Source organism: Olivibacter sp. CPCC 100613, assembly GCF_036959255.1.
Lineage (GTDB): Bacteria > Bacteroidota > Bacteroidia > Sphingobacteriales > Sphingobacteriaceae > Olivibacter.
The window spans coordinates 99540-123758 of sequence record NZ_JAWMTI010000007.1; the positions used below are offsets into that span (position 1 = coordinate 99540).

Annotated in this window: 16 protein-coding genes; all 16 read right to left on the bottom strand. The window is 44.5% G+C overall.

What is annotated here, in order from left to right; genetic code table 11:
• Positions 1 to 11: 11 nt before the first annotated feature.
• The 16 genes from RYH73_RS19920 to RYH73_RS19995 all read right to left on the bottom strand — a co-directional run bounded on the left by RYH73_RS19920 (position 12) and on the right by RYH73_RS19995 (position 24129).
• A complete protein-coding gene (locus RYH73_RS19920; protein ID WP_335315239.1) occupies positions 12 to 2741 on the bottom strand; it encodes a glycoside hydrolase family 78 protein in 2730 nt (909 codons plus the stop codon).
• A 30-nt stretch (positions 2742 to 2771) separates the two neighbouring features.
• Complete coding sequence (locus RYH73_RS19925) at positions 2772 to 5558, bottom strand: family 78 glycoside hydrolase catalytic domain (RefSeq protein WP_335315240.1); 2787 nt, start codon at positions 5556 to 5558, stop codon at positions 2772 to 2774.
• A gap of 68 nt (positions 5559 to 5626) precedes the next feature.
• Positions 5627 to 8878, bottom strand: a complete 3252-nt coding sequence (locus tag RYH73_RS19930; RefSeq protein WP_335315241.1) for a glycosyl hydrolase — start codon at positions 8876 to 8878, stop codon at positions 5627 to 5629.
• Between the two features lie 251 nt (positions 8879 to 9129).
• The gene (locus tag RYH73_RS19935) at positions 9130 to 10491 is read right to left on the bottom strand and encodes an alkaline phosphatase family protein (RefSeq protein WP_335315242.1); all 1362 of its coding nucleotides are present in this window, start codon (positions 10489 to 10491) and stop codon (positions 9130 to 9132) included.
• A 4-nt stretch (positions 10492 to 10495) separates the two neighbouring features.
• On the bottom strand, positions 10496 to 11695 hold the full coding sequence (gene eboE, locus RYH73_RS19940; protein WP_335315243.1) for a metabolite traffic protein EboE: 1200 nt from the start codon (positions 11693 to 11695) through the stop codon (positions 10496 to 10498).
• 9 nt (positions 11696 to 11704) lie between these two features.
• Positions 11705 to 12895 carry a 3-dehydroquinate synthase gene (locus tag RYH73_RS19945; RefSeq protein WP_335315244.1) on the bottom strand — a complete coding sequence of 397 codons (1191 nt, stop codon included), beginning with the start codon at positions 12893 to 12895 and terminating at the stop codon, positions 11705 to 11707.
• 14 nt (positions 12896 to 12909) lie between these two features.
• A complete protein-coding gene (eboC, locus tag RYH73_RS19950) occupies positions 12910 to 13794 on the bottom strand; it encodes a UbiA-like protein EboC (RefSeq protein WP_335315245.1) in 885 nt (294 codons plus the stop codon).
• Between the two features lies 1 nt (position 13795).
• Positions 13796 to 14782: a TatD family hydrolase gene (locus RYH73_RS19955; protein WP_335315246.1), complete on the bottom strand. Its 987-nt coding sequence runs from the start codon at positions 14780 to 14782 to the stop codon at positions 13796 to 13798.
• Positions 14783 to 14803: 21 nt separating this feature from the next.
• A complete protein-coding gene (locus RYH73_RS19960; protein WP_335315247.1) occupies positions 14804 to 15502 on the bottom strand; it encodes an EboA domain-containing protein in 699 nt (232 codons plus the stop codon).
• Between the two features lie 12 nt (positions 15503 to 15514).
• Positions 15515 to 15886 (bottom strand): transmembrane 220 family protein, encoded by a 372-nt coding sequence (locus RYH73_RS19965; RefSeq protein ID WP_335315248.1) that lies wholly within the window; start codon positions 15884 to 15886, stop codon positions 15515 to 15517.
• An 11-nt stretch (positions 15887 to 15897) separates the two neighbouring features.
• On the bottom strand, positions 15898 to 16683 hold the full coding sequence (locus RYH73_RS19970) for a 3-keto-disaccharide hydrolase (protein WP_335315249.1): 786 nt from the start codon (positions 16681 to 16683) through the stop codon (positions 15898 to 15900).
• 15 nt (positions 16684 to 16698) lie between these two features.
• Entirely contained in the window at positions 16699 to 17871 is a 1173-nt protein-coding gene (locus RYH73_RS19975) for a Gfo/Idh/MocA family protein (RefSeq protein WP_335315250.1), read from the bottom strand.
• Between the two features lie 155 nt (positions 17872 to 18026).
• The gene (locus tag RYH73_RS19980) at positions 18027 to 19082 is read right to left on the bottom strand and encodes a TIM barrel protein (RefSeq protein WP_335315251.1); all 1056 of its coding nucleotides are present in this window, start codon (positions 19080 to 19082) and stop codon (positions 18027 to 18029) included.
• A 32-nt stretch (positions 19083 to 19114) separates the two neighbouring features.
• Complete coding sequence (locus tag RYH73_RS19985; RefSeq protein ID WP_335315252.1) at positions 19115 to 20335, bottom strand: hypothetical protein; 1221 nt, start codon at positions 20333 to 20335, stop codon at positions 19115 to 19117.
• An 18-nt stretch (positions 20336 to 20353) separates the two neighbouring features.
• Positions 20354 to 21436, bottom strand: coding sequence for an aldose 1-epimerase family protein (locus tag RYH73_RS19990; RefSeq protein ID WP_335315253.1), 1083 nt, complete (start codon positions 21434 to 21436; stop codon positions 20354 to 20356).
• Positions 21433 to 24129 carry a c-type cytochrome gene (locus RYH73_RS19995; protein WP_335315254.1) on the bottom strand — a complete coding sequence of 899 codons (2697 nt, stop codon included), beginning with the start codon at positions 24127 to 24129 and terminating at the stop codon, positions 21433 to 21435. The genes RYH73_RS19990 and RYH73_RS19995 overlap by 4 nt, the downstream gene beginning before the upstream one ends.
• Positions 24130 to 24219 lie beyond the last annotated feature (90 nt).

Genomic DNA, 24219 nt, shown 5'->3' on the forward strand with positions numbered 1-24219 from the left:
GAATAAATCTTCTATTTTACATCTTCTTGCAAACGAAATCTAAACGTATAGTTACCGGAGCCCACCATGGTCGAAGAACCGTCAACTGCCAGTCCTTTTGCTTCCTTCACCGAGTTTTTTACCGCATGGGGGAAAACTATTTTTGCGCGCGTATTGGGTGGAACATCCACCCTTATTTCCATCTCATTTCCGGTAATTTTCCAGTTGGATACAATTTTTCCATATACCGTTTCAAGCGATGCATTGGCAAAAGACAATCCACCGCCTGGTCTGGGTGCAATCACAAACTCTTTATAGCCGGGCATGTCGCTTAAAGCCTGGATCCCGGCAATCTGCTGATACATCCAATCGCCGATAGCTCCATATGCATAATGGTTAAACGAGTTCATATCTTTATTTTGGAAAGATCCATCCGCTTTAATACCATCCCAGCGTTCCCAAATTGTGGTGGCGCCCTTTAGTACCGGATAAAGCCAGGAAGGATATGTTCGTTGCATCAGTAACGTATAGGCAAGGTCTTCATGACCAAATCTGCTCAGAACATGGCAAAGGTAGGGTGTTCCTAAAAAACCGGTGGTAAGGTGGTTATCATAACTTCTAATATTATCCGCCAAGCGTTCTGCCGCCTGTGTGCGGAGATTTTCCGGCAGCATATCAAATTGCAGGGCTAATACATAGGCCGTTTGCGAACTCGAAACCAACCTACCCGACGGTGTTACATATTCCCTTAAAAAAGCGGTCTTTACTTTCTGTAATAATTGCTCATAACGGTCAACATCCTCTTTTTTCCCTAATACTGCCGCCGTATTAATCATGAGCTGTACAGAATGTCCGAAGAAACACTGCGCTATGAGATATTTATCCGTAATAGCGGCACGTCCATCCCGATCATCATTCGGAATGTAAAAGAGCCAGTCGCCAAAATGAAAACCTCTATTCCAAAGATCGTCGGTACTATTATCCACCATAAACTGTATCCATTTAGCCATCGAGGTATACTGCTGTTCCAAGATCCCCTTATCACCATATAGACGATAAAAGTTCCAAGGAATAATCGTGGCTACATCGGACCAACCGGCCGACCCTCCCTCTTCGGTTTTCCAATAATAGGGAACGACATGCGGTATGGCTCCGTTGCTAAACTGATCGGCCTTTACATCCTGTAACCATTTCATAAAGAAGCCGGCAACGTTCATATTATAAGCTGCGGTGTTAAAAAAAGCTTGCGCGTCACCCGTCCATCCCAATCGTTCATCACGTTGCGGGCAGTCTGTCGGCACATCCAGAAAATTGCCCTTTTGCCCCCAAAGTATATTGTGTTGCAGCTGATTGAGCAAGCTGTCGGAGGTATTAAAAGAACCCGTTTGCGCCATATCTGAGTGCAGAACAACCGCTTTTATGTTATTTAAATTGATCGTTTCTTTCGCACCCTCTACCTTCACATAGCGAAAGCCCTGAAAAGAGAAGCGCGGATGATAACGTTCTAGCCCCTCTCCTTTAAAAACATAAGCTACCTTTTGCTTAGCCGAACGAAGATTTTCGGTATAAAAATTGCCTTCCTTATCCAATACCTCAGCATGATAAAAAATCACGGAATCCCCTTTCTTGCCTTCCGCTTCCAACTGAACCCATCCCACGAGGTTCTGCCCGAAATCAATTACCTTTTCACCTTTGGGTGTTGTTAGAATCTTACGTGGTTTTATGCTTTCCTGTGCAGTCACCATTGGCGCCGGGGAAGTAAGCAACTGTTCATATCCCAATGTATCATTTACTTGAACAGTTGTCCAATTTGCCTCTTTAAAATCGGCTATTGCCCAATGCGCCTGCTCCATACGCGCATCGTAAGTCTCGCCATTATAATTATCGGCCATTCGAATCGGGCCATCCGTTGTGCTTTTCCAAGTGCCGTCACTTAGAATATTGATTTTTTCACCATTTTCCAGTTCAATCTCCAGCTGGGCCAACAAAGACAGATCATGACCGTAATAATGCTTCCCCCCCATTAAATTACCCTTAAACCAACCGTCACCCAATAACACGCCGATAGCATTATCCCCTTTTTTGAGTTGCTTAGCAACATCATATACCTGATACTGTAAGCGTTTGTGATAACTGGTCCAGCCCGGGGTAAAATAAGCCTCGCCTATTCGTTGTCCGTTAATATAAGCCTCGTACAAACCATGAGATGTGATATACAGTCGTGCTTTCTTGATGGCATGCTTTAATTCAAAGGCCTTTCGAAATTGCGGGCTCGGATTGGAATGATCAGCGCCTGCCTGCTTAAGTTGTATCCATTTTGCCTTCCAGTCCGATGTTCCTAAAGCTGTTTCCCAAAAATTCACCTCACTCCAAGGAGAAATATTTCCCTTATTATCCCAAACACGCACTTGCCAAAAATACCGTGTTTTACTTTTTAGCTCGCCCCCTCCAAAAGGAACAAGCACCGAAAGCTCGGTAGCTACCTTTCCGGACTGCCAAACACTTCCTTTTTTCAATTCGGACTCATCGCTAGCAACCCGCAGTTCATAGGCGGTCTGCCTTATGTCTCGCCCATTGGTCTTGATTTTCCAGCTGAACCGCGGTGAAACCTTATCAATACCAATCGGATTTTGCTGGTACTCACAGGTTAAATCATATAAACTTAACGCCTGGGCCTGTGTTTCTTTCTTAGCAATACCCCAAAAAAGTAAAATCAAACAGGTGTATTTCCAGGGAATCAGGTTATTTGCTTCCGATATCATAATTTGTATCTAAAATGGTTATTAAATCTATCAAAAAGAATAGCTACCAGCTTGTAGCTCGTAAATCACTTCATCATTCTCCGAGCCCAGCTTCTTCACATAATTCCCATACCGTTCCGTAGCGATGTCATCTTCCTTTCGCAAGATCAATGTCGCGGTACAGTTTGGTGGTACCGTTACCTGAAGGTCCAAGTGATCTGCTCGTTTCCATTTTACCTTAATAAGTCCTGCCGGCGAATCAAACGAAGCGTCGGCCCATGGCAACGAAGGCAACGGATTTGGCGGACGGAGAATAAAATGTTGATATCCCGGTCTGTTGGGATCCAATTTAATACCAGCAATCCCATCCACATACCAAGCACCAGGGTATAAGTAAGAACTGTGCAAAAGAGAATGTCCCGGTAAATCTTTCTCCCACATCTCCCAGATAGTCGTTGCATCGTTTGCCTTCATATAACCCCAACTAGGATAATCCGTTTGCGAAGTCATCGCATAAATCAGGTCGTTCCGGTTATTTTCCCGCAACAGCTTAAACAACAGTGCTCCACCCGTAATACCTACATGAATATGTCCTTGATGGTGGATCAGGATTTCCTGCTCAAGTCGTTTCATCACTTGTGTCCGCATATCCCTCGGCATAATATCCGCCAATAAGGCAGCGGCAAGATTCGCCATTGAACTATCCGCATAACTATGATCTTTTTCATTAAAGAAGCGTGCATGGATCACCTTGCTATAGGTATTTGCCTGGTTTTCCCAGCGCATAGCCTCATCCCCTTTACCGAGCGCATGCGCAATCTTTGCGGCAGTCCTTAGATTATAGACCCGATAACAATTATTTAGACAAAGCGTCTCCGGTTTATCATTATTCATCCCCTCTGCGGTAGCCCCTGGCCATAGCCAATCCCCCAGAAAGTCCCAATGACCGCCAAATCGTTGTAAGAGACCATCCTTTGTATTCGAATCTAAAAAAGACAGCCAGTTTTTTATCAATTCAAAATTCTTCTCCAAGATACGTTTATCCCCCTGTTGCTGATACATTACCCAGGGCAGCGTTACAACAATACCTCCCCATGCAGGCCCACCACCACCCATATAGGTCGGCGCGGTGTGCGGCAAAATCCCATTGTTCAGTATCCTTCCACTCATCAATTTCTTACGGGCGAAACTGGTATCATACATATTTCCGACAATACTCTCCGTTCCACTGACGTCCCGCCAATCTTCCATCCATTTCGTGTAAAAGGCTCCCATATGGTAATTAAGCATTCCCGTTTCACAGGTGGCATGCGCATCGCCACCATAGCCTAAGCGTTCCCTTTGTGGACAATCAACAATATAACCACCTACTGAGAGATTCTCAAAGGTCCAGCGTACCTTATCATAGATCCATTGCTGTAGGGAATCCGCGCAGGCAAATTTAGTGGCCGATTGTATGCCGGTGCGTACTACCCATCCTCGGATGGTGGAAGCCTTTGGTTTCTCTTTCAGTCCTTTAATCGTTATCCATCTCCCCGAACTATAATTAAATCGATTACGAAAAACACCTTTGCCCGAAGCACCTATGATATAGGCGCTATGCAAACCAAAGGTCATATCCTGCTGTGCACGTTCCGAATAGTAAAAATGCACGGTATCCCCTGGTTCTCCCGCTACGGGGACCTCCGTCCATCCGGCAAAGTTAACCCCCATGTCCACACGGAACGTACCATCCTTCCTTTCCTCTACATCAACCGCTTTGATTTCGTCCAAACGATAGTTCTTCTCAACCTGTTGGGCAGATAGTTTCAATCGTGGTTTATACACAATCGCCTTTTTCCAGTTCGATTCATCACAATCGACTTGATTCCAATTCGGTATTTCATGATCGGCGTTCCATAACTCACCGCCCATACGATTGGAATCCCAAATACCGAGCAGCTTATTAGGGCTCCGATGGGTTTTCCATGTTGCATCCGTGGTCAATAAAAAAATGGGTTTTATGCCTACTTGCGGCTCCTTTTCCGCATAGATGGCCGCCTGTGCGATCACGATAGGTGTATTAGGACGATGCTCGGAAACATAAGGACCATGAATAGACCAAGAAGTACCCAACCAAATAGCGACGACATTTTTTCCTTTTTTTAAGGCGGGCGCTATATCATAAGCGACATAACGCGCGCGCTTTGTATGATCAGTCACTGCCGTAGCCAAAACATCATCACCAATACGCTTACCATTCACATAGACTTCATGAAAACCCACGGAAGCGACAAAAAGTATTGCTCTTCCAGGACGGGTTGTCAACTCAAATGTTTTACGTAACCAAGGATCGATGATATTGCAGTCCTGTTGTTTTGGATCAAAGCGTTGATCTGTACCGATCCATGCTGCTTTCCATTCCTCAGCTTTGAACAAGCCCGTTGTCCATTGAGCGGTTCTGCTCCAGGGCGACTGCTGTCCTTGTTCATCCTTGACCGCTATTTTCCAATAATAGGTTCGATCAGAAAGCAAGGCTTTACCTCCATAGACAATCTGCTGCATCGCATCCGAATTTACCCATTCAGAATCCCACATATCACCTTCTTCTTCATCCAATAAATCGGCTTTTGAGGAGACCAAAATCCGATATGCCATTTGCTTTTGTCCGAAAGCACTTTTATTGGCTGCATTTAAAGTCCAACTAAACCTTGGCCGTGATTCATCCATACCGCTTGGATTTTCGAGGTACTCATAACGAAGATTAACAGGAACAATCGTCGCCTTCTTTGCGAAAGACAAGGGGATTCCAGCGTTATAAAACGAGAAGAAAAGTACAAGCAAACTCAACCTTTTCATAAAATACGGACTATGTTATTTCTTAAAATCATTAATCGGAACAATTCATTTCGTATAAACTTCCTTTACTACCAGTAAGGATAGGTTTCAATTACCACCGGCCCAAACAAACCGGCAGGATGTAACGGACTATCTTTTTTATACGGGTTGACATAAAGCCAGGTTTTACGTTTATCTTCAGGCAGCCCCAAATCGCCGATTAAACGATTCACCCAAGTATTAACCACCTTTATTTCTACCTGATTTTCACCGTCCTGCAGAGCGGATGTAATATCGACTTTATAAGGGGGAGTCCAAACACCCCCAAGTTCTTTATCATTGATTTTAACCTTTGCCAGCGCAATGACAGACCCCATGTTCAGATACACACGCTCTTCTTCCTTTGGTTTCTGAACATTGATCGTGGTCTGGTACTTTGCCGCACCCGAATAATGACGAATACGTTCATCGGGATTCTTCGACCAATCGGTGAGTGCTTGAAAGACGACAGGCTTATCCGGGCCCTGCGCAGTCGTATCAAAGCGTACCGTCCACGATTGGCGAACGGTGTCTGTTTTCATTGGTAAAGGAAAGTTTAGTCGGTCGTTCTTTTCCTTCGCATGTCCCGCTTTTCTAAAGATAATAAAAGCACTTTCATAGGCCTCAAGTGAAAGCGGTACCGTCGTCGTCTGCGCATCTTGTGTAAACTCCGGCAGTTCTCGCTGTGTGCCATTAATAGCATTCCATAATTCCGGGATTTTACCACTTACACGGAACCGGGGCTGTATAAGGGTTTTCTTCGCCGTTTGATTTGACACAAAATAGATATCTCCACCTTCTAGATGGCGATGAAGAAATAAGGCAGTGTCCTGATCGCCTAGTTTGACATCCGGTATTATATTCAGGTTGCCCAAGGCCTCCTCCAAGCCTAAACCATCCATTACCATCCCCTTTCCATAGGCATGAGTTTTCACCTGTTTTCCATCTATTCCCTTCCAAAGCGTATTGGCCAGTTGTTCTACTTTTTTATCAGCTTCCTTACCGTGCTGTAAACTTGGTGATCGCTTCGGTTTAGGTCCGAGTACAACACCGCCCGCTTTCACCAATTGTTCAATTTTCTCCAGCAACTCAGGTCGCATGGTTTCCAATTTAGGTAATACCAATAGACGATAAGACATGCCATCCGGTAATACAAGGCGTCCGTCTTCGACTTTCATCCGATTACGAATTACCTCGCCATTGATGTAATCAAAGGAATAACCAGATGGTAATATAGGGTCCTGAACCCCGGTCATTTTCGGTGCGTCCTCTCCAATAAAATAAGCGACATCTGCTACATATTTGCCTTGCTGCAACATCAAATTGCATCGTTTCAGGTACTGTACGAATAGATCCATATCCGGGTACCACGTATTAAAGCGATTAAATTCGTTTCCAAACCAAGCATTTACTCCCGGTTTTTTATCCTCGTACGCTTGATGAATATAAACATGCAGTAAGGAATTATTAATTCCTTCTGCAAAGAAGCGATCACCCCGTTGCTTCATCAATGCCGGGTATCGACCAAATGTGTTTCCGGCGGCTGTAAACGATTCCGCCGAAACCTTCGTTTTTCCGTAGATGTGTGCAGCAGAAGAAGCTGCCCGGTTTTCGATATTCCCCAAATCGCCTTCACTCCAAAACTCACCACCTATTTCATCCGATTGTCCTCCATATTGCAAAAATTCCCCCGGGAAGCCCCAATGTCCGTAATTTTCCAACCAGATGTTTAATCCATGTTTATGGCTAATATCCCGCAAACCACCCACATATTCATATGCCACGTTGTCAGCAACAAATCGTCTCAAGTCCCATAAGAAACGATCCGAGACATCTTGGCTTTCTATGACGTGACCGTACATAACCGGAATATATGGTTTTGGGTCATAACCATATTGCTTCTTGAATTTCTCGATAAAATCATCCGTCCAGTTCTGTCCGCCCATCTCATAGCTATCTTGCACCGCTACTTTCCATGTTTTTCGGTCTTCAGCGGGTATTCTGCGCATAATTTCACCTAAAAAGGCATCAAAATGCTGAATCACATGTTGATGGTTCATTTTGTCAATTTCCAAACCCGTCCCTTCTGGTGATGCGGGGCTGTTCTTTACGCCCGTTGGTACCATACCGGTCCGCAAAACAATCCAATTCCCCGGCGGTGCTTCCCATCGTAAGGTATCATCAGGTCCCATTTTATCCGTAATATCGATAACCGTATTTGCTTTTGTCAGTAAGGCCTCATCAACTATCGGCTCTTGTACTGCCCATTGATAATCATGCCAATATGGAAGCGGTGTGGGATGCATCTTCGCCAAAACTTTTTCCTTGAATCGCTCTACGCGTGGCGCAGGACTGAGTGCTATTTCTGCTATCGCGGCATCAGCCGAAATCTCCGTAAAAAGCAAACGGAACTTCTTTCCGCTAACAGGAGCAAAAGATACAACAACCGGGGCATAGGGTTCGAAACCTACATTGAGCTCGCTATTACTACGATCCACCTTGAACGACTTAATTTCTCGATAACCTGTATCCACAGCCACCTGTAATTGAACATGACATGTCATATGATAGGTATCTGGTGTGATGGTTAAGCTGCTCAGGGTATAATCTTCCGCTGTGGTGAACGTAATTTCAGCCGACTCTCCTGCCGGCAGTTTCACTGCAGTTTGCGGTTCCCGATCGATTACACGCTGTAGATGCTGCAGGCTCGGCTTTGCTGTAAGGGTTGGAGAGACATCGGCAATGGATTGTCCGTATCCTTTCGGTGCCGGAAATGCGATAAGCCGCACGTCTTGAAAATCATCCACGGTCTTCGGCAATTTAGCAATTACCTGCCTTCCTCCGGCAATCAACGTTTCTGTTGCCGCCAAATAGCGCATCGCCTGTTCAGGTTTAACCCAAGGCCCACCCGATTGACTCCAACCAGGACTATTGAATAAACCAATTTCGATACCAAGTTCGCTTGCTTTTTTTAAAGCCGCATGGGTAATCTCCCACCATTGATCGGAAAAAAGCTTCACCTTTCCGTAAGGGATGTCCGCTAAACCTATGTTACCAATAAAAGCACGGTTGATCCCCACGGCTTTCATTGCTTCCAAATCTTTAATAACACCTTCTTTGGAAATGTTATCCGAAATCCAATACCAATATACACTTGTTTGAATGGAATCCGGTGCTTGCTGAAAAGCTTGCTCCAAAGAAGCAAAAGATTGATCCTTGGGAGGAGAAGCGCATTTCCAGAAAAGGAAACAGGTCGATAATAACCCTATCGCTCTAAATAAATTTAAATGCCAATAGCTCATAATTCGATTAGGTAATAATCGGTAATTTTTGATTAGGCAATATAGCCTTTATTAACTGTTTTGTCATCCTGTTCTATCCTGATATAAAAGTCAATCGGACGTTTATTAGTTATTCGTTGTTGGTTGTTAGTTATTTGTTACTGGTTATTAGTTATTCGTACCAATATTATCACATTGGCTAACCGACCGTAGGGAACTCATGAACCGAATGCTAATTGGCTAATTGGCTAATCAACTATTCAACGTCTCACCTAATCCTCAACCAAATGCCTCCAAATAATATCGTAAATATCGGTGGCGGATAAAGGATTCGCGTCCGGTTTTGTTGTATCCGTAATAATTATCGGAAAATAATCCGTGTCTATTGCTACGCTACCATGTGAACCTTTAACAAGTGTTGCATCCAAAGGAATCACATCCATCACGTATCGAAACCCCAACTTCTTTCTTAATAACTTATAAAGAGCCCTCCATTTGGATGTCATAAAAAGTTCCACTGGATCGTAGCCGGGTTTTTTATGAATATCCACAACACGTGCGTAATCAGGTGCTTTGTTGTCATCCAACCAAAAATAATAGGTAAACCAGCTTTGCGCATCAGCCATTAAGACAAGATCACCCGATCGATCATGCTGCATATTGTAGGCAGCTTGTGCTTCGCGATCCAATACCAATTCCACCCCTTCAAGGGATGCCAACAACTGTTTAATTGTTGGGATTCTATTTTTATTTCGCACATAAATATGCGCGATCTGATGATCTGCCACCGCAAATGCCTCAGAGGCACCTGCGTCCAGCAATTCGAGACCACGCTCCTCCCTTATCTGTAGCAAGCCCTCGTTCCGCAATAGGCGATTGACATGGATCGGTCTGTTAACAGGACAAATTCCATATTCTGATAAGATAATAATACGAGCACCCTGCTCCCGATAATAATGCACTAGCTTTTGTATCAGGCTGTCAATTTCCTGAAGTTCTTTTCGTATGGCAGCATCATGAGGCCCTTGCTTTTGTAAGCAGTAATCTAAATGCGGTAAATAGACGATGCTCAATGTAGGGGCATAGCGTTTATCCGTGAGGATGGCTGCATCTGCAATCCATTGGCTTGATTTAATACTTGCCCCGGGGCCCCAAAATTGAAAAAGAGGAAACTGGCCTAATTGATCCTGTAAATAATCCCGTAATGCTGCCGGCTGACTATAGCAGTCGGGAATTTTCCGCCCATCGGCAAGGTAATTGGGCCGAGGTGTAACCGAGTAGTCTACCTGCGCGTACATATTATACCAACCAAACAATTGGGCACAGGTAAAATCAGGATAAGCTTCTTTTGCTTTCTCCCAGATTTTGTCGCTTAGTACCAATTTATTCGACTGTTTCCAGAATTTCACTTCACAATCAAGTCGATCATACCATCCATTCCCTACAATACCGTGGTCCTTAGGCCATTTGCCGGTAAAATAAGTAGACTGAACGGATGTGGTTAGTGCCGGTAACATCGGTCGAATCGTTTTTATTCCATTTTCCCCGCTATAGGAACGTAAAAAGGGCGTATGTTCGCCGATCAGTGAACTCGATAAACCAACCACATCCAACACAAGCGTCTTATGCAACATATTCCTAAATGATTTGATTTTTTACCCAATTAATTTCCCTGACGACCGAGCGAAGCAAGGGGGCTTTCAATGCTTCCGGAAGGACATCCCAGGTGTAAGTTTCCACCTCTATATAGTCACTCAACCTAGCATGCCGTTGCAAATCTAAAATCTGGCGCACGTCGTCCTGCGTAGATGCAATATCGCCGTAGTTATCGATAAAGAGCGGTACATGAAAATGGGCTCGCCACTCTACCACATCCGGATTTTCAATATCGAGCAAGGCTTCGGGCAAATCAGGATATCGTATGAAGGTATCCGCTGTCGTCTTGGCAATGACCTGATGAAGGTAAGTCGTTTCATTAAATAGAGCAAAGACTTTTTTGAGCCCTCCCCGATCTGTTGTAGTAGACATCCGAGCTTTAATCGCTGCACTGGCCTGTATTTTCCCAATTTGTATCCCCTGACTTTTGATCCTTTGCAGTATTTGCGCATGCTGCTCGTAGCCCAGGGCAAAGTGACACACATCGTAACAAAGTTGTATGTGGCGTTTCAATATTTGTATGGCGGCAATCGCTGTGATACCATATGCTGACGCTAGGGTATGGCTACCGACAGGAATCAATTCGTTCTTATACCACTCTAGAAATTCATCGCCATTTTCCAACAGGCCATCCGGTTCAGGTTCGATGTCCAAATGCAAATGTATCCCCGTTGTTTGCTCGATTTCCATAAGGTAAGCCGCCAAGGCGACAATATTACGTGTAGCCTGTGATCGCCGTTGCTGCTGCTTGTCCGGCTCCCAATGCCTATAGCTGAGCGGTGAAGTCGATACGCCGCCATGCATCCCTTCCGGCAACAACACCACTAGAATATCAAATAAACGCTTCGTATAATCTAATCGTTCATCGCTTGTCCAATCAGGATGATGAACCAAATCCTTCACATGTGTTTGATGAAATGCGCCATAGGGAAAACCATTCATCGTAAAGACATAGAGCTGCTCTTGCTGTAACCATTTTTTAAAAGCGGCAAGCTGCTCGGGCTCGATTAATGTCCGGCTCGCTTGCTCTGAAACCCGTAAGCCTACGCCCATCCATTGCTGCGGGGCCACTTGTTCTTTAATCGCAGGAAGAAAATTTTGCAGGGTCTCAAAATGTGCTCCCCAGCTTTCGCCTGCATGAATATTGGTACAATAGGTTAAATGTCCGTTTGCTGTATACATAATTTCAGATTAATATTGAACAGGCACCGTTGTTGAAAATTTGCGACGTTCCGCCAAATTTTCCAGCAAAGCAAGTGCTTCCAGAATACGATCATGGTGCATTTCGTGTACTTCAATACCGACACCTATTTTACACAGTAGCATAATCGTTAATTCACCTCCTAAATGCTCTCTAAATTCTTCCAAACCTTCGAGTAAACGAGCTTTGGTGCCGGCAGGCCTTAGTATCTGATGAAAAACAGGTAATCCATAGTCTTGCAATAAGGATAGAATGGCCATGCAATCGTCCTCACCTAAATAACCGAGTAAAAAGGAATAGGTGGCATCCAGTGCCATCCCAATAGCAACCGCCTCTCCATGCAATATTTGAAATTCACTTAGCTGTTCAATTTTATGGGCACTCCAATGCCCAAAATCCAAGGGACGGGAGGATCCTAATTCAAAGGGATCACCATTGGCAATATGCTCCATATGCAATTGTGCACTCTTGGCAATTAAGCATTTCATGACAGCTGAATCATGCTTCAAGACAGGATCAACCTGATCACGTAACCATGAAAAAAAAAGAGCATCTTTGATCAGTGCCACCTTAATAGCTTCAGAAATACCGGCAATCCAGTGCCGTTCACTCAAGGTTTCCAAGAACCGATAGTCGTTGAAGATAGCGATCGGTGGAGCGAAGGTTCCAAGAAAATTTTTCTTGCCAAAGAAGTTGATACCGTTTTTTATTCCAACACCCGAATCGTCCTGCGATAATACGGTTGTTGGTATGCGTATGTGTTTAATTCCACGATGTGAAACCGCCGCGGCATACCCAGCAACATCCAGCACACTTCCGCCACCAATAGCAACAACAAATGAATGACGGTCCACTTTGTACCGATGAATAGCGTCAACAATTCGGTCAAAATAACGAGGACTATTCTTAACCATTTCACCTCCCGGAATTATTATTTTTTCGTCAATCAGCAGGAGCTGTACTTGCGCGGAAAAATATACATCCATTTGATAGATGAGATCGGGGTGCGCCAGATGAACAGCTTCATCGATCACAAAAAGCAATTTACGTACTGAACCCGGTGTCAAGTAAGTCCTTAGCGCATCCATAAACAAAGGATTATCAACGGAAAAGATATTTTCAGTAAAATAAACCTCATACTGAAAGTTGACTGTCAAATTTTGTTTTAAAACATGTTTCATAAGACTAGGATTTATCAGGTAACCGCGAAAAACCGCGCCGTGCAAAAAGAAAGTGGTAATAAAAGAAAGATGATCCCGGTTAACATGAAGGACCCGCTAGCCATCGCCCAAGCTGCATTTAGCAGGATCAGGCCGATAATTCCGGCTTTAACGGCTTTTCCACTATTTTTTGCATTGCTATTGCGTACGACCTGCAACAAAGGTGGATAAATGAGCGCCATAAGCAAGATCAAACAGAAGAGCGTATAAACAAGGAAGTGGTGATGATAAGCGAACAGCGCAATGGCAGCCAGCACAAAGGCATAAATACCTGCCGCTATAATTGCCATCGATTTCTTACCGCCATGCACTTCTCCCCTACTGATCACGGTGATGCTGGCGATATAAAGCGTTGGAACCACAGCGATATAGCCAATAGCCAATAGATTTGGAGGGATAATGGCTATTCCTAGTAAAAGGTTGGCACCCCGACAAAGACCCATTATAAGTGGTCCGATCAGCAGCTGATGTTTAGCCCATTTATTATAGAAAAGTGCAGCAATCACGATAAAAAGTGCGATGCTGCCCGCACTGACATTAACCATAAAGGCAGCGAGCAAGCCGAGCGTAAAAAAAAAGCTTCCAAATAAGGTGGCCTGTCTGACCGACACCTTTCCACTTGGAATAGGTCTTTCCGGCCGCTCCTCTCGGTCGATCATAGCATCAAACACGTCGTTAAAAACAATGCCGCCGCCATATAGGCCAATGGTTGCCATACAAAGCAACAGGAGATTCGTTTCGTAATGAACGTCCACTTCGTTTAATGTACTTGATAAGGCAAGTCCGGCCAGCACATCGCTTATAGCGGTTAAAATATTCGCCGGTCGCAATAATTGCAAATAAGGTTTTACATTTTCCATGTCAACTGATGATAATAGAGGATCGATCGATACGTGGCTGCTGCCCACCTCTTAACACACTATTGCCGGCAAACTTTTCGCTTTGATCGACCGTTGCCTTGATTTCGAAATCCTGTGGGTCAAGTTGCCCACTCTGGCTAAAAGCACTGATGGCATTTTGATAGGTCACCAATCGAATGACTTCCTCACTTATGCCCCTCGCTTTCATCAAAGCAGCTGTTTTGGGTACCGCTAGGGGATCGCTAATTCCCCAATCAGCGGCAGAATTGATCATGATGCGTTCCGCACCGTACTTTTTAACGAGCGTTACCATACGCTCATTCCCCATCTTCGTGAATGGATAAATGGTGAAAGCCGCCCAAAAACCTTTGTTCAGCACCTCCTCAACCGTTTCTTCATTATTATGATCAATAATGAGTTGATCAGGGGACAAACCATGCTCCAAAGCAATCTCCATACTCCGAACTGTACCTCGCTTTTTATCACGATGAGGTGTATGAACCTGCACGGGTAAGACTGCATTTTTAGCCAGTTCGAGCTGCAAGCGATAATATCGTTCTTCTGCGGCTGTTTGATCATCAAAACCAATTTCGCCAATCCCCACCACACCTTCTTTACACACAAATAAAGGCAGCAATTCCATTACCTGTTCTGCCAAAGCGGTATTATTTGCTTCCTTTGCATTTAATCCAATTGTACAATAGTGTTTGATACCAAACTGGGAAGCACGGAATCGCTCCCATCCAATTAAGCTGCTATAATAATCCTTAAAGGTATGCGCGCTGGTTCTGGGTTGCCCCAACCAAAAAGCAGGTTCAATAATAGCGACAATGCCTGCATCTGCCATCGTTTGATAATCGTCGGTCGTACGCGATGTCATATGAATATGCGGGTCAAAGAAATTCATTCCTTTTACCGTTTCCAACAAGGCCAAACTTGTAGTTGACAAGGGCTCCTCGCCGTTTATAAAAAATTGATTTCCACACATAATATTTGCTATTAATCTAGGTTAAGTGAATATTTTTTCACGAAGGTCCAATAATTGTAACACGGTGCGACTGATGGACCTACTTGCTGCTTTGCGTTCGGCTACATAATCTAAAAGTGACGAAATCAGCGATTTGTTCATCCGTCCGTAGAAACCGACGATATCATCTAATTTCATATTATTAAAAATTGCCTTCAGAATGAGTTGATTCCAAGCACCATCGTCGAGGTAAAAAAAAGGATAAGGGTTATCGTACATAATAGCCTCATGTATCAATCCGATATTTGTCCGGATTCCTTCCGCGCAGACACTTCGCCAATGTTTCGGATATTCCAAAAAAATCAACGAGCCATATAAGGCCACCAATTCATGCACATCTGCATAATCAAATAAGCGATGAAGCACAACGATGTACCTCGATTTCTCTAAGCCTCTTAGTTTCAGCAGCAAGCGAACACGGGCTAAGCGATGTGTATCCCAGGTTCGCATTTGAAAGCCGGGCATCATCAGTTGAAGAGCTTCCTTGTCTCTATCTGTGAGCTTAAGTCCCTTTTTTTGTAGTTTTCCGGTAAGCTGCGAAAAAACAAGGTATATATGCTCAGGACAGTTCGCCAATTTAATCGTTTGATCTTCAAACCAGCGCCATTCGTCGGTTCCAACATTCCGTCGCGCAATGTCGTGCATTAATTCATCCAGCTGCTTTTTAATTAGTTCGTTCATCTCCTTAACACATTACGTATTCATCCAATAATTCAATCCCAGCGCGGTGCTGATAATCAGCAATCCGAAAAACTCCCGTGTTTTTTCAATATAGGGCTTCGTAGCCTGCATGCTTTCCACAATACTTTGGCGGTTATATTTTGTCACCCAATCCAACACACCATCCTTTACAAAAAAGAGTGCGACAGCATACGACAAGTAAAATCCAATGGCCCATAAATACAGGGTACCAAAATATCGATGGAATACGGCAAGTCCACACAGTACAGCTGCTAATACATAAATGGGAACCCACAACCAAGAATCTTTATCATTTAAATTGAAATATGCAAACAAAAGAAACGAGAAGAAGAAGATCGTGTTTAGTGTCTGTAACCACCACATGCCAAAAAAATTTAGTGTACTGTTTTCAATTTTATATCCTTAAATTCCACTTTCATGGGTGGCCCAACGTGAATCTGTACACCAATCAAGCCCGCATTGCGTCGGTTTTTTTGATCATCATCAAGCACCTCACTCATTAATACACCATTGATGTAATGCTGCAAACGATTTCCTTTTGCCACAATATGACAGGTATTCCAATCGTTCTCTTTAATTGCCGCCCGAAGCTTTGCATCGTCTGCTAAGGTATCTTTTACGAATAAACCTGTCCATGCGTTGTTTTTCGATTCACCGGCAGGAGTATCCTGAACTTCAACCACCTGTCCACGATAGGCAAGTGTCGTCCTTTTACGTTCTTCATAAAGTTGTCCTGTATACTTATTTTTGCCATCGATATCGGCTTGATATCCCTTTAAGGCAAAAGGGATTTCGCTTATCCGCTCACTTCTGTAATTGACGCCGCTATTGCCTTCCGACGAAATCTTATATTGCAGTTCTAATTCGAAATCAGCGGGTTGTCCGTCCTTCCATATCAGGAATGTGTTCCGTTTCAATGGTTCGTCGGAAGCCTTTCTTTCGCCTATTATCTTTCCATCTTCTACGCGCCAATAGCTGGTATCACCTTCCCACCCGGCTAATGTCTTACCATCGAAAATCGCGACATAATCACTATCTGCGGAGGTTTGATCCGTCTCCTGCTTGCTACCTCCGGTTTGATGACAGGCAGTGGATGACAAGATTAGCAGCCATGCAAGCGCTAATCTTGTCTTAAAAAATCTTTTTGTTATTTTTTCCATTAGTAACTCCATGTTTTAAATCAATTGTTGTGCTTCCTGCTTCCATTCCACGTTCGTTTGCTGCCATTGTCTCGATTGAGCTGAATTCAAAATCGCTTCGCAGACTTTCTGTGTTTCGAATGCATCCTGAAAACTTGGTGCGCAAGCTTGCTCCTTTTCCAAGCTGCGAAGAAAATCGGCGACTTGATGCACAAAAGAGTGCTCATAACCAATCGAAAGGCCGGGGACCCACCATTTATCCATATAGGGTTGATCGCCATCAGTAACAAGAATAGAACGCCAGCCCCGTACCTCCGCTTCATCCGCGTGATTAAAGTATGCCAAACGATTCAAATCGTGCAGGTCCCATTTTAGCGACCCCTGTTCGCCATTAATTTCGAATGTGTATAGCGCCTTATGACCACGCGCATAGCGAGTTGATTCGAAAAGACCAAGAGCGCCATTTTCAAAATGACAGTGGAAAATACATGCATCGTCAATTTTAACCTCCTGCATACGCCCTGTCTCCTCATGCATGCGCTGTTTAACAAAAGTTTCTGTTACAGCCGATACCTCTTTAATCCCTCCATTTAACCACATCGCCGTATCAATACAATGGGCCAATAAATCCCCGGTTACCCCGGAACCTGCGGCGTTTGCATCCATACGCCAAAAAGCCTTCCCTCCCTGTGGAAGGTTCTCGTTAATGGTCCAATCCTGCAAAAAGTTGGCACGATAATGAAAAATGCGTCCCAGTTTACCACTATCAACGATCTTTTTAGCCAAAGTCACTGCGGGTATTCGCCGGTAATTATACCATACGGTGTTCTTAACCTGTGCCTGCTCAACCGCCTTCACCATCGATTCCGCTTCCATTAACGTTCTTGCCAAAGGCTTCTCACATAAAATCATTTTCCCGGCTTCGGCAGCAGCAATAGCGATCTCCGCATGCATGTTGTTCGGTGTACAGATATCGATTGCGTCAAGGTCTTCACGCGCAATCAATGTTCTCCAATCTGTTTCAAAAGATTCGTAACCCCACTGTTGGGCAAAGGCCTCCACTTTTTCTTTACTTCTCGCGCAAACTGCCTTTAAAACCGGCCGGTAAGTGAGTTCCGGGAAAAAATCAGCAACTCTTTTGTAACCGTTGGTATGCGTTCGTCCCATAAAGCCGCATCCTATCAAACCTATTCTAATTTCTTTCTTCATCTGTCAATAATTAGTTCGTTTGTGTTTATTTTTTTGCATACATGAACCGCATAGCGGTTTTTATACGTTTTAAAATTCACATTCGCTTGTGTGATGGAAGTGTCCCGAAAATATTCGGGATAAACATAAACGGTTCATGCTCTTTCCATGTTTTGTTAAACACCTTGTTCATCAGCGTACCAACCATGTTGATCCCGCACTTGAATCATGGCTTTTAAGATATCATCCCAGGTGTCTTGTTTTTCCATGACCGCATTTGGGAACATACAACCGTCCCAGCAGATATGATCAAAAGCCTTGGTTAATTCGCCCTGTCCATCCCTCAACCAAAACCCCGCATCATTGACGATATCAAGTTTTCCATTTGGATCGCTTGCCAAGCAATGGCGACCGGTCTTATCGTGCGAACCGGAACCAAAGACGGTTCCGTCGTTCTGGGCAATATGAAAGTCAATCGTCCAAGGCCGTAACTTTTCCGTCAGTTCTCGTAAGCCGGCATGAAAGCTTTTCCGATCATTCCATTCGAAATCTATCGGTAAAAGACGATCTTCCGGACTGTTGTAGCCTAACAAATAGAGCAGCGTATGCGCCATATCCGCCTGAAACCCAATATTGGACCGATTCACCTGCTCCAAGGTATCCAACATGACGCGCCAACTATGCATACCGCCCCAGCATATTTCACCTTCGGCCGCCAGTCGTTCGCCAAACCCCTCAGCTACATCACAGGCTTCTCGGAAAGTCTGTGCAATCATTTTACTATTTGCTTCCGGGTTTTTTAACCAATCGCTCACACTCGAAGCAGAATCAATGCGGATCACATTGTTATTTCGTATGCCTAACTTGCGCAGTTTTTCGCCGAAACGACAAGCTCTTCTTACCACATCTACGAATCGTCTTCTTTCCTCGGCATATCCCATAGCAGACCCACCCGAAGGGGGCCATACGGGTGCAACCAGCGTTCCTATCACCAGTTCGAACTTGGCGACTTTATCAACGAACTGTTTGACTTCGTCGTCCGATGCATCCAAGCGTATGTGTTCATCAAAAAGTCCGAGGTCAATCCCATCAAACTTAACACCGTCTACTGACGCTGCGGCCGTTTTTTCCAGCAAGGTATCTAGGGATAGAATCGGTTCAGCTCCTTCACCCTTCCCTACGATTCCGGGCCAGGTGGCATTATGTAGTTTCGGAAAATTGTTCTTCTTCATAATTTTCGGTTGTTTAAGGAATGATACTTGAACTATACTTGTAATTTACGAATGTCTAGATCCGGGTTACCGGGCCCAAAGTGCTTAAGCATCACAATGGGGTCGACTAACGAATGATTGCTGATTTTAATGCCATTTCTAGCTGCTTTCTCCGAAACGAAAAATTCGTCGTTGGTAAGTTGCTCATAGCGAATCAATGCCGGTGTTTCGATCTCCCAGTTTCCTAATCTTCCACGCCCCTGCATCATAATCAGTCCATAGGCTGCTCCATCGTAAATGGTCACTGTTTGACCGGGCAAAATGATCAGTTCTTTTGCACTGAAAGCCTCGGATTTGTAGCAAATCCACTTTTCGAGGTAACCACTTTCGGTCATTTCTGCCTGCGGTTTAACTGGAATCGGTTCCATAAAACGATTTTTCATGATCTGAGGATCCACATTCAATTCCCAATCGATCACGTCTAGCAGTTCGTCGAAATTGCCTATGCGATCTTTTGGGGTACCATTCCACAAAAGTTCTTCTGGTATGATCGCTTTGTTGACGAGCGACTGATACATCGCAAACACGTCCGAAGCTTTTTGGGGTTCATACGTGCATAAACTACCGGGAGCGTGCAACAAACCGGGAGGAACGTCCCACCCTGTTCCTGGCTCTAGACGGAAAGCTTGGGAAAAATTAGTAATCTTATTATCCCCTTTTGTAAAATTTACTAGGCAATTTCTGATTTGATCTCTACTTGTTCCCGGCGCAATACCCATAAAAGTATAGGGAAAGTCACCTCCATGGTTATTTAACTGAGGAGGAAAGTAATAAGCCTCTGGTTTTCCTTTTTGGCCTATGAGGGCCGCTTTCTCGTCATTATGATGAATATGGTGAGGCAAAGGCCCCATATTATCGAAGAATTTGGAATACATGGGCCAACTTTTATAGGCATCCCATAAGCGTTGGCCGATCAATTCACCTTTTAGCAAATCAACTGCATCACGCAGCAGGGCTCTATGCACCCGCTGACCTTCTTCATAAACAATAAAACTCAGGCCCTCATATTTGCCTGTCAACGGACCATTTTTGGCTGGCGTTGTGGACGATAGCCAACGTTCATCGATACCGCCACGTTCACCACCCAATACGTAATAGTCGTCAGGGTGAAGTTTAATCCGTCTACCAGGCACACAGAATGATCTAGGCACCCAATTGGGCGCCAATCTCAGGATACCCTCTCCTTGTTCCATTGCTTTTAAAATAATGTCCATAGTCTATTATTTAATTGTTTATAATTTTTCTGTATAGGTTAACCGCATTTTCTCAATAGCTTCGGGCTGATCGAGCACATCAAGTGTCAGGGTATAATCGCGCGATTCGCCCGGTTCCAATAAAATCAACTGTTGTTGCGCCCTCGCTGCTCGTTGACCGATGGGGGGATTGGTACCTGGCTCGAGACCCGTTACATACTCACCCCGTCCCCAATGTTGCCAATTTGTTAGCCAGGGAAGTTGCTCTTTTTGAAAGGATAGTGAAACCGCTAAGCCCAATCGCTCATTATACAAAGCACACCTACATTTCCCTGTTGGATCACTACTTACATTGATAAAGGCAGCTTCTTCTCCTTGTCCATTATGGATAGACAACGGTTTGCTACAGGTCTTAAAAGAATTTCCTTTTTTAAAAAGTCTATTTTTTTCACCTTTCTCACGCGCCTCCCAAGGCCCCTGCCACCAGAGTAAGCTCCCCTCGTCTACTAGCGGCCAACCGAAGTTAAAATGATAGAGGAGCATATGAGGCACGGGCGTGTTACCGTGATTGGTAACAGAATCTACAATATGAATTACCGGCTTTCCCAAAACCGCCCGAATCGTCCGTCTTAGCGCTATGTTATGACCTAACGGATGCCCCTGCCTGACGATCCCCGTAATCGACATTTCAGGCTCAGGATCTCTTAGATCGGGTTGGATGATCGATACAATTTCGGCAGGTGAATTACTGATTTGATCATGTAAGCCCCTGGTACCGAAATCATCCGCCTCAGGCCCTCCAATATGGGTGAGGCCGCAGGTGACCAGCAAACCACCACCAAATGTTCGCAGCCAATCTACGCCGCGATCGGAAAACGGTTGGGCCTTCATCGCACCCAATCGACTTAACCAGGATAAGCTATGCTGATTAAAAAAAGCATCCGCTATATCCATCGCTCGATCAATGACGATTTTAAACCGCAGCCCCGAACCCGTGTTAAACCAGGCTATACGGGTACCGGTTCCCAAACCATTGTCTAAAATGGAGGTTTCTATCCCGCCAATTTGGGCGGGATTTGTGACCTTTTCCTGCCAATTTTTTCGATCGTACTGCCTCATCATTTACCTTTTTTTGGTTTGAATAAGTCACTTTCTGCATTTCCGCCAGACATTAAATAAGCCATTAAGTCTTTTAATTCAGATGGGCTTAATACATTAATCGTACCCGGTGGCATCATGGAAACTTCTGCTATTTTACTAGTGGCCACGCTTTTCTTGGGAATTTGTTTCAATACCTGCGGAGCATAGGGATTTTGCGAAACATAATAGTTTTCTTCATCCTCATTTTTAAGTCTGCCCAAAACGGAACTGCCATCCTTCAACGTAAAAACGGTGGATGCGTATTGATCTGAAATAACTTTATTGGGTTCGATCACAGACTCCAAGATATCCTTCATTGTGAAACGTGTACCAAGCTGTGTTAAATCGGGGCCGATCGAACCGCCTTCTCCGCGTACCGTATGACAAGATTGGCAACGAATAGCGGCAAAGAGCATAGCTCCCCGCTTAAAATCGCGATCGCCCGAATCCTTTTCAACAACGGGTAAAGCGTCTTCCATCTTCCAGTTCTTACCCGGACCTTTCGGCCCTTCGCCATCAAAAGCCAGCGAAGTGCCTGTGGCGCTTAACAGCGAATCGCCCGACAATTTATTATAATGAGCATATTGCGTTTTACTAACTTGCTGCAGCGCACGTTTTCGCGCCCTATCCAAAAAGCCTATATAGCTATTGCCTCCTTTATATCCGAAAGCATCATAAAACCATTTAAAGTAATTCTCACGCAGTTGCGAAGTCCATCCCTTTTCTGCTACACTTAATACCGTGGCAAAATAAATTTGCTGCGCAGGTGGCATTTTTGCCAACATATTGGCAATATCCAACCCGTATTGCGGATTGCGCAAAATCAAATCCGATGATTGGGTAACGGTTTCTCGCCCTGTCGTATCGTCTTTCGCCGTATATAATAAGGGAAGTGTTTTTTCTACCACATCTTCAGCATCAATCGCTACTAATAGTTTGCTCAATTGCTGATTTAATGCATTATTATCCGCCGGATATAATTGCCCAAGCCGTTGAATGAGGGCTTGTTTATCTTGCATTCGAGGTGTTCCCATACGGGCGATGATCAACTCATACGCTCTTAGCAGATTTTGCTGCATGACCAATGGTAATTTGCCGATATCAACGGTCGCCATTTTTTTCAGCATATCTGCTTGCAGCGTAGCCGTGCCGGTTCGCGCCAGCGCGATCATGGCCTCCGTCAAGGCCGTCACATTGTTTTCCCCCAAAGCCAAATGAGCCCACGAATCTACCGGTTGATGCTCAATAGCTATTCGGGCTGCATAGCGTATAAAGCGGTCCTTGTATTTCAGATAAGGCCAAAGTTTCGCTGCCGTACCTGGTTCGGACGGTCGATGATATTGTTCCAATTGTTTTCGAAGCTTGTGCAAATAACTCGCCTGTGCAAGCTCTCCGCTTGTTTTATTCGGATCGATCTTTTCAAAATCTTTATAGTAAACCCGGTATAAGTCCGACTCCAACTTTCTTCCACCTGTTAAAAAATACAAAGCACCATCGGGGCCTATTTCCCCATCGGTTAAAGCCAATGGTGACCCCGAAATAAATTCTTCCGCTTTCGCCTGATAGCTAGCGCCTTTAGAATCAAGCTGTACCCGGTAGATCATACCGAAACTCCAATCAAAAGCCAGCAAACTATTTCGATATTTCTCCGGGAATCGAGCGTTATAAGCAAATAAGAGATTAGTTGGCGATCCCTGTCCAATGTTTAACAGGGCCGGCAAATTATCGGGATAGTAAGAAGGCCACTTATCATTGCCCTTCCGCCAGCCAAATTCTGCACCACTTGTCACGTGGCAAATCCGGGTAGGGCGGTACCAGGGCATTCCAAAATCCCACTCCATATCCGAATCATAGGTAAAAAGCTCTCCTTCCTTATTGAAGGCAATATCAAATGGATTTCTAAAACCGGAGCTGATTAACTCCCAATGCGCACCAACTGAATCGGTTTTCGCAATCCATCCTCCTTTATCATAGCTATCTGCGTCATGTCCTTGCGGATCCAAAATCATACGAAATAGGTTATCCCGTTGCCAGCTTGGCGGCAATTTATAGTCGTTCATCCGAGGGAGGTCTGTAAAATTTCCGGCAACGACGTAAATGGAGGTACTATCCGGACCTAGGACAACGCTATGGGGGCCGTGTTCGCCGGATCCTTCCAAGGCAATCAATTGGGTAATCTTATCAAATTGATCATCGTTATCGGTGTCCTGTAAACGATATAAGCCACTACCCTTCGCGAATTCGTCATTTGCTTTGTGATTCACCATCACATATAGACTATTATGGGCCCATAATAGTCCCTGTGCAAAGCCCATTCCAATTGTCTTATCAGCTGAATCCTTCTTGGTGCCCGCCACTTTGGGAAAATCGAGCTTTTGGATGACGGGTTTCACCGTCGAATCCGCACCTATAGGTGGTAATTTCACGCGATACAGTGAGCCAAATTGATCGGAGGTAATCATCCTTCCCTGATTATCGAAAGTCATCGCCACCCACGAACCGAGTTCATTGTCGGAAGGACTATAAATATGTTCCGCCACAAAATCGGGAGGTAATACGATTTTTTTTACTTTAGGGTCTGGTTCTACTATTTTTTCGGGTTCTTCGCGACAGCCAACAACGATCAATAATATAATCAGTGTTAGCCATAACACGTTACGCTTATATGATTGCATATACGATTTCTTGAATTGTTTTAGAATAATACATTAAAGGCAGGGCTACCGCATTTAGCATCTAATGGATGTTTATGTTTATTCATCGCT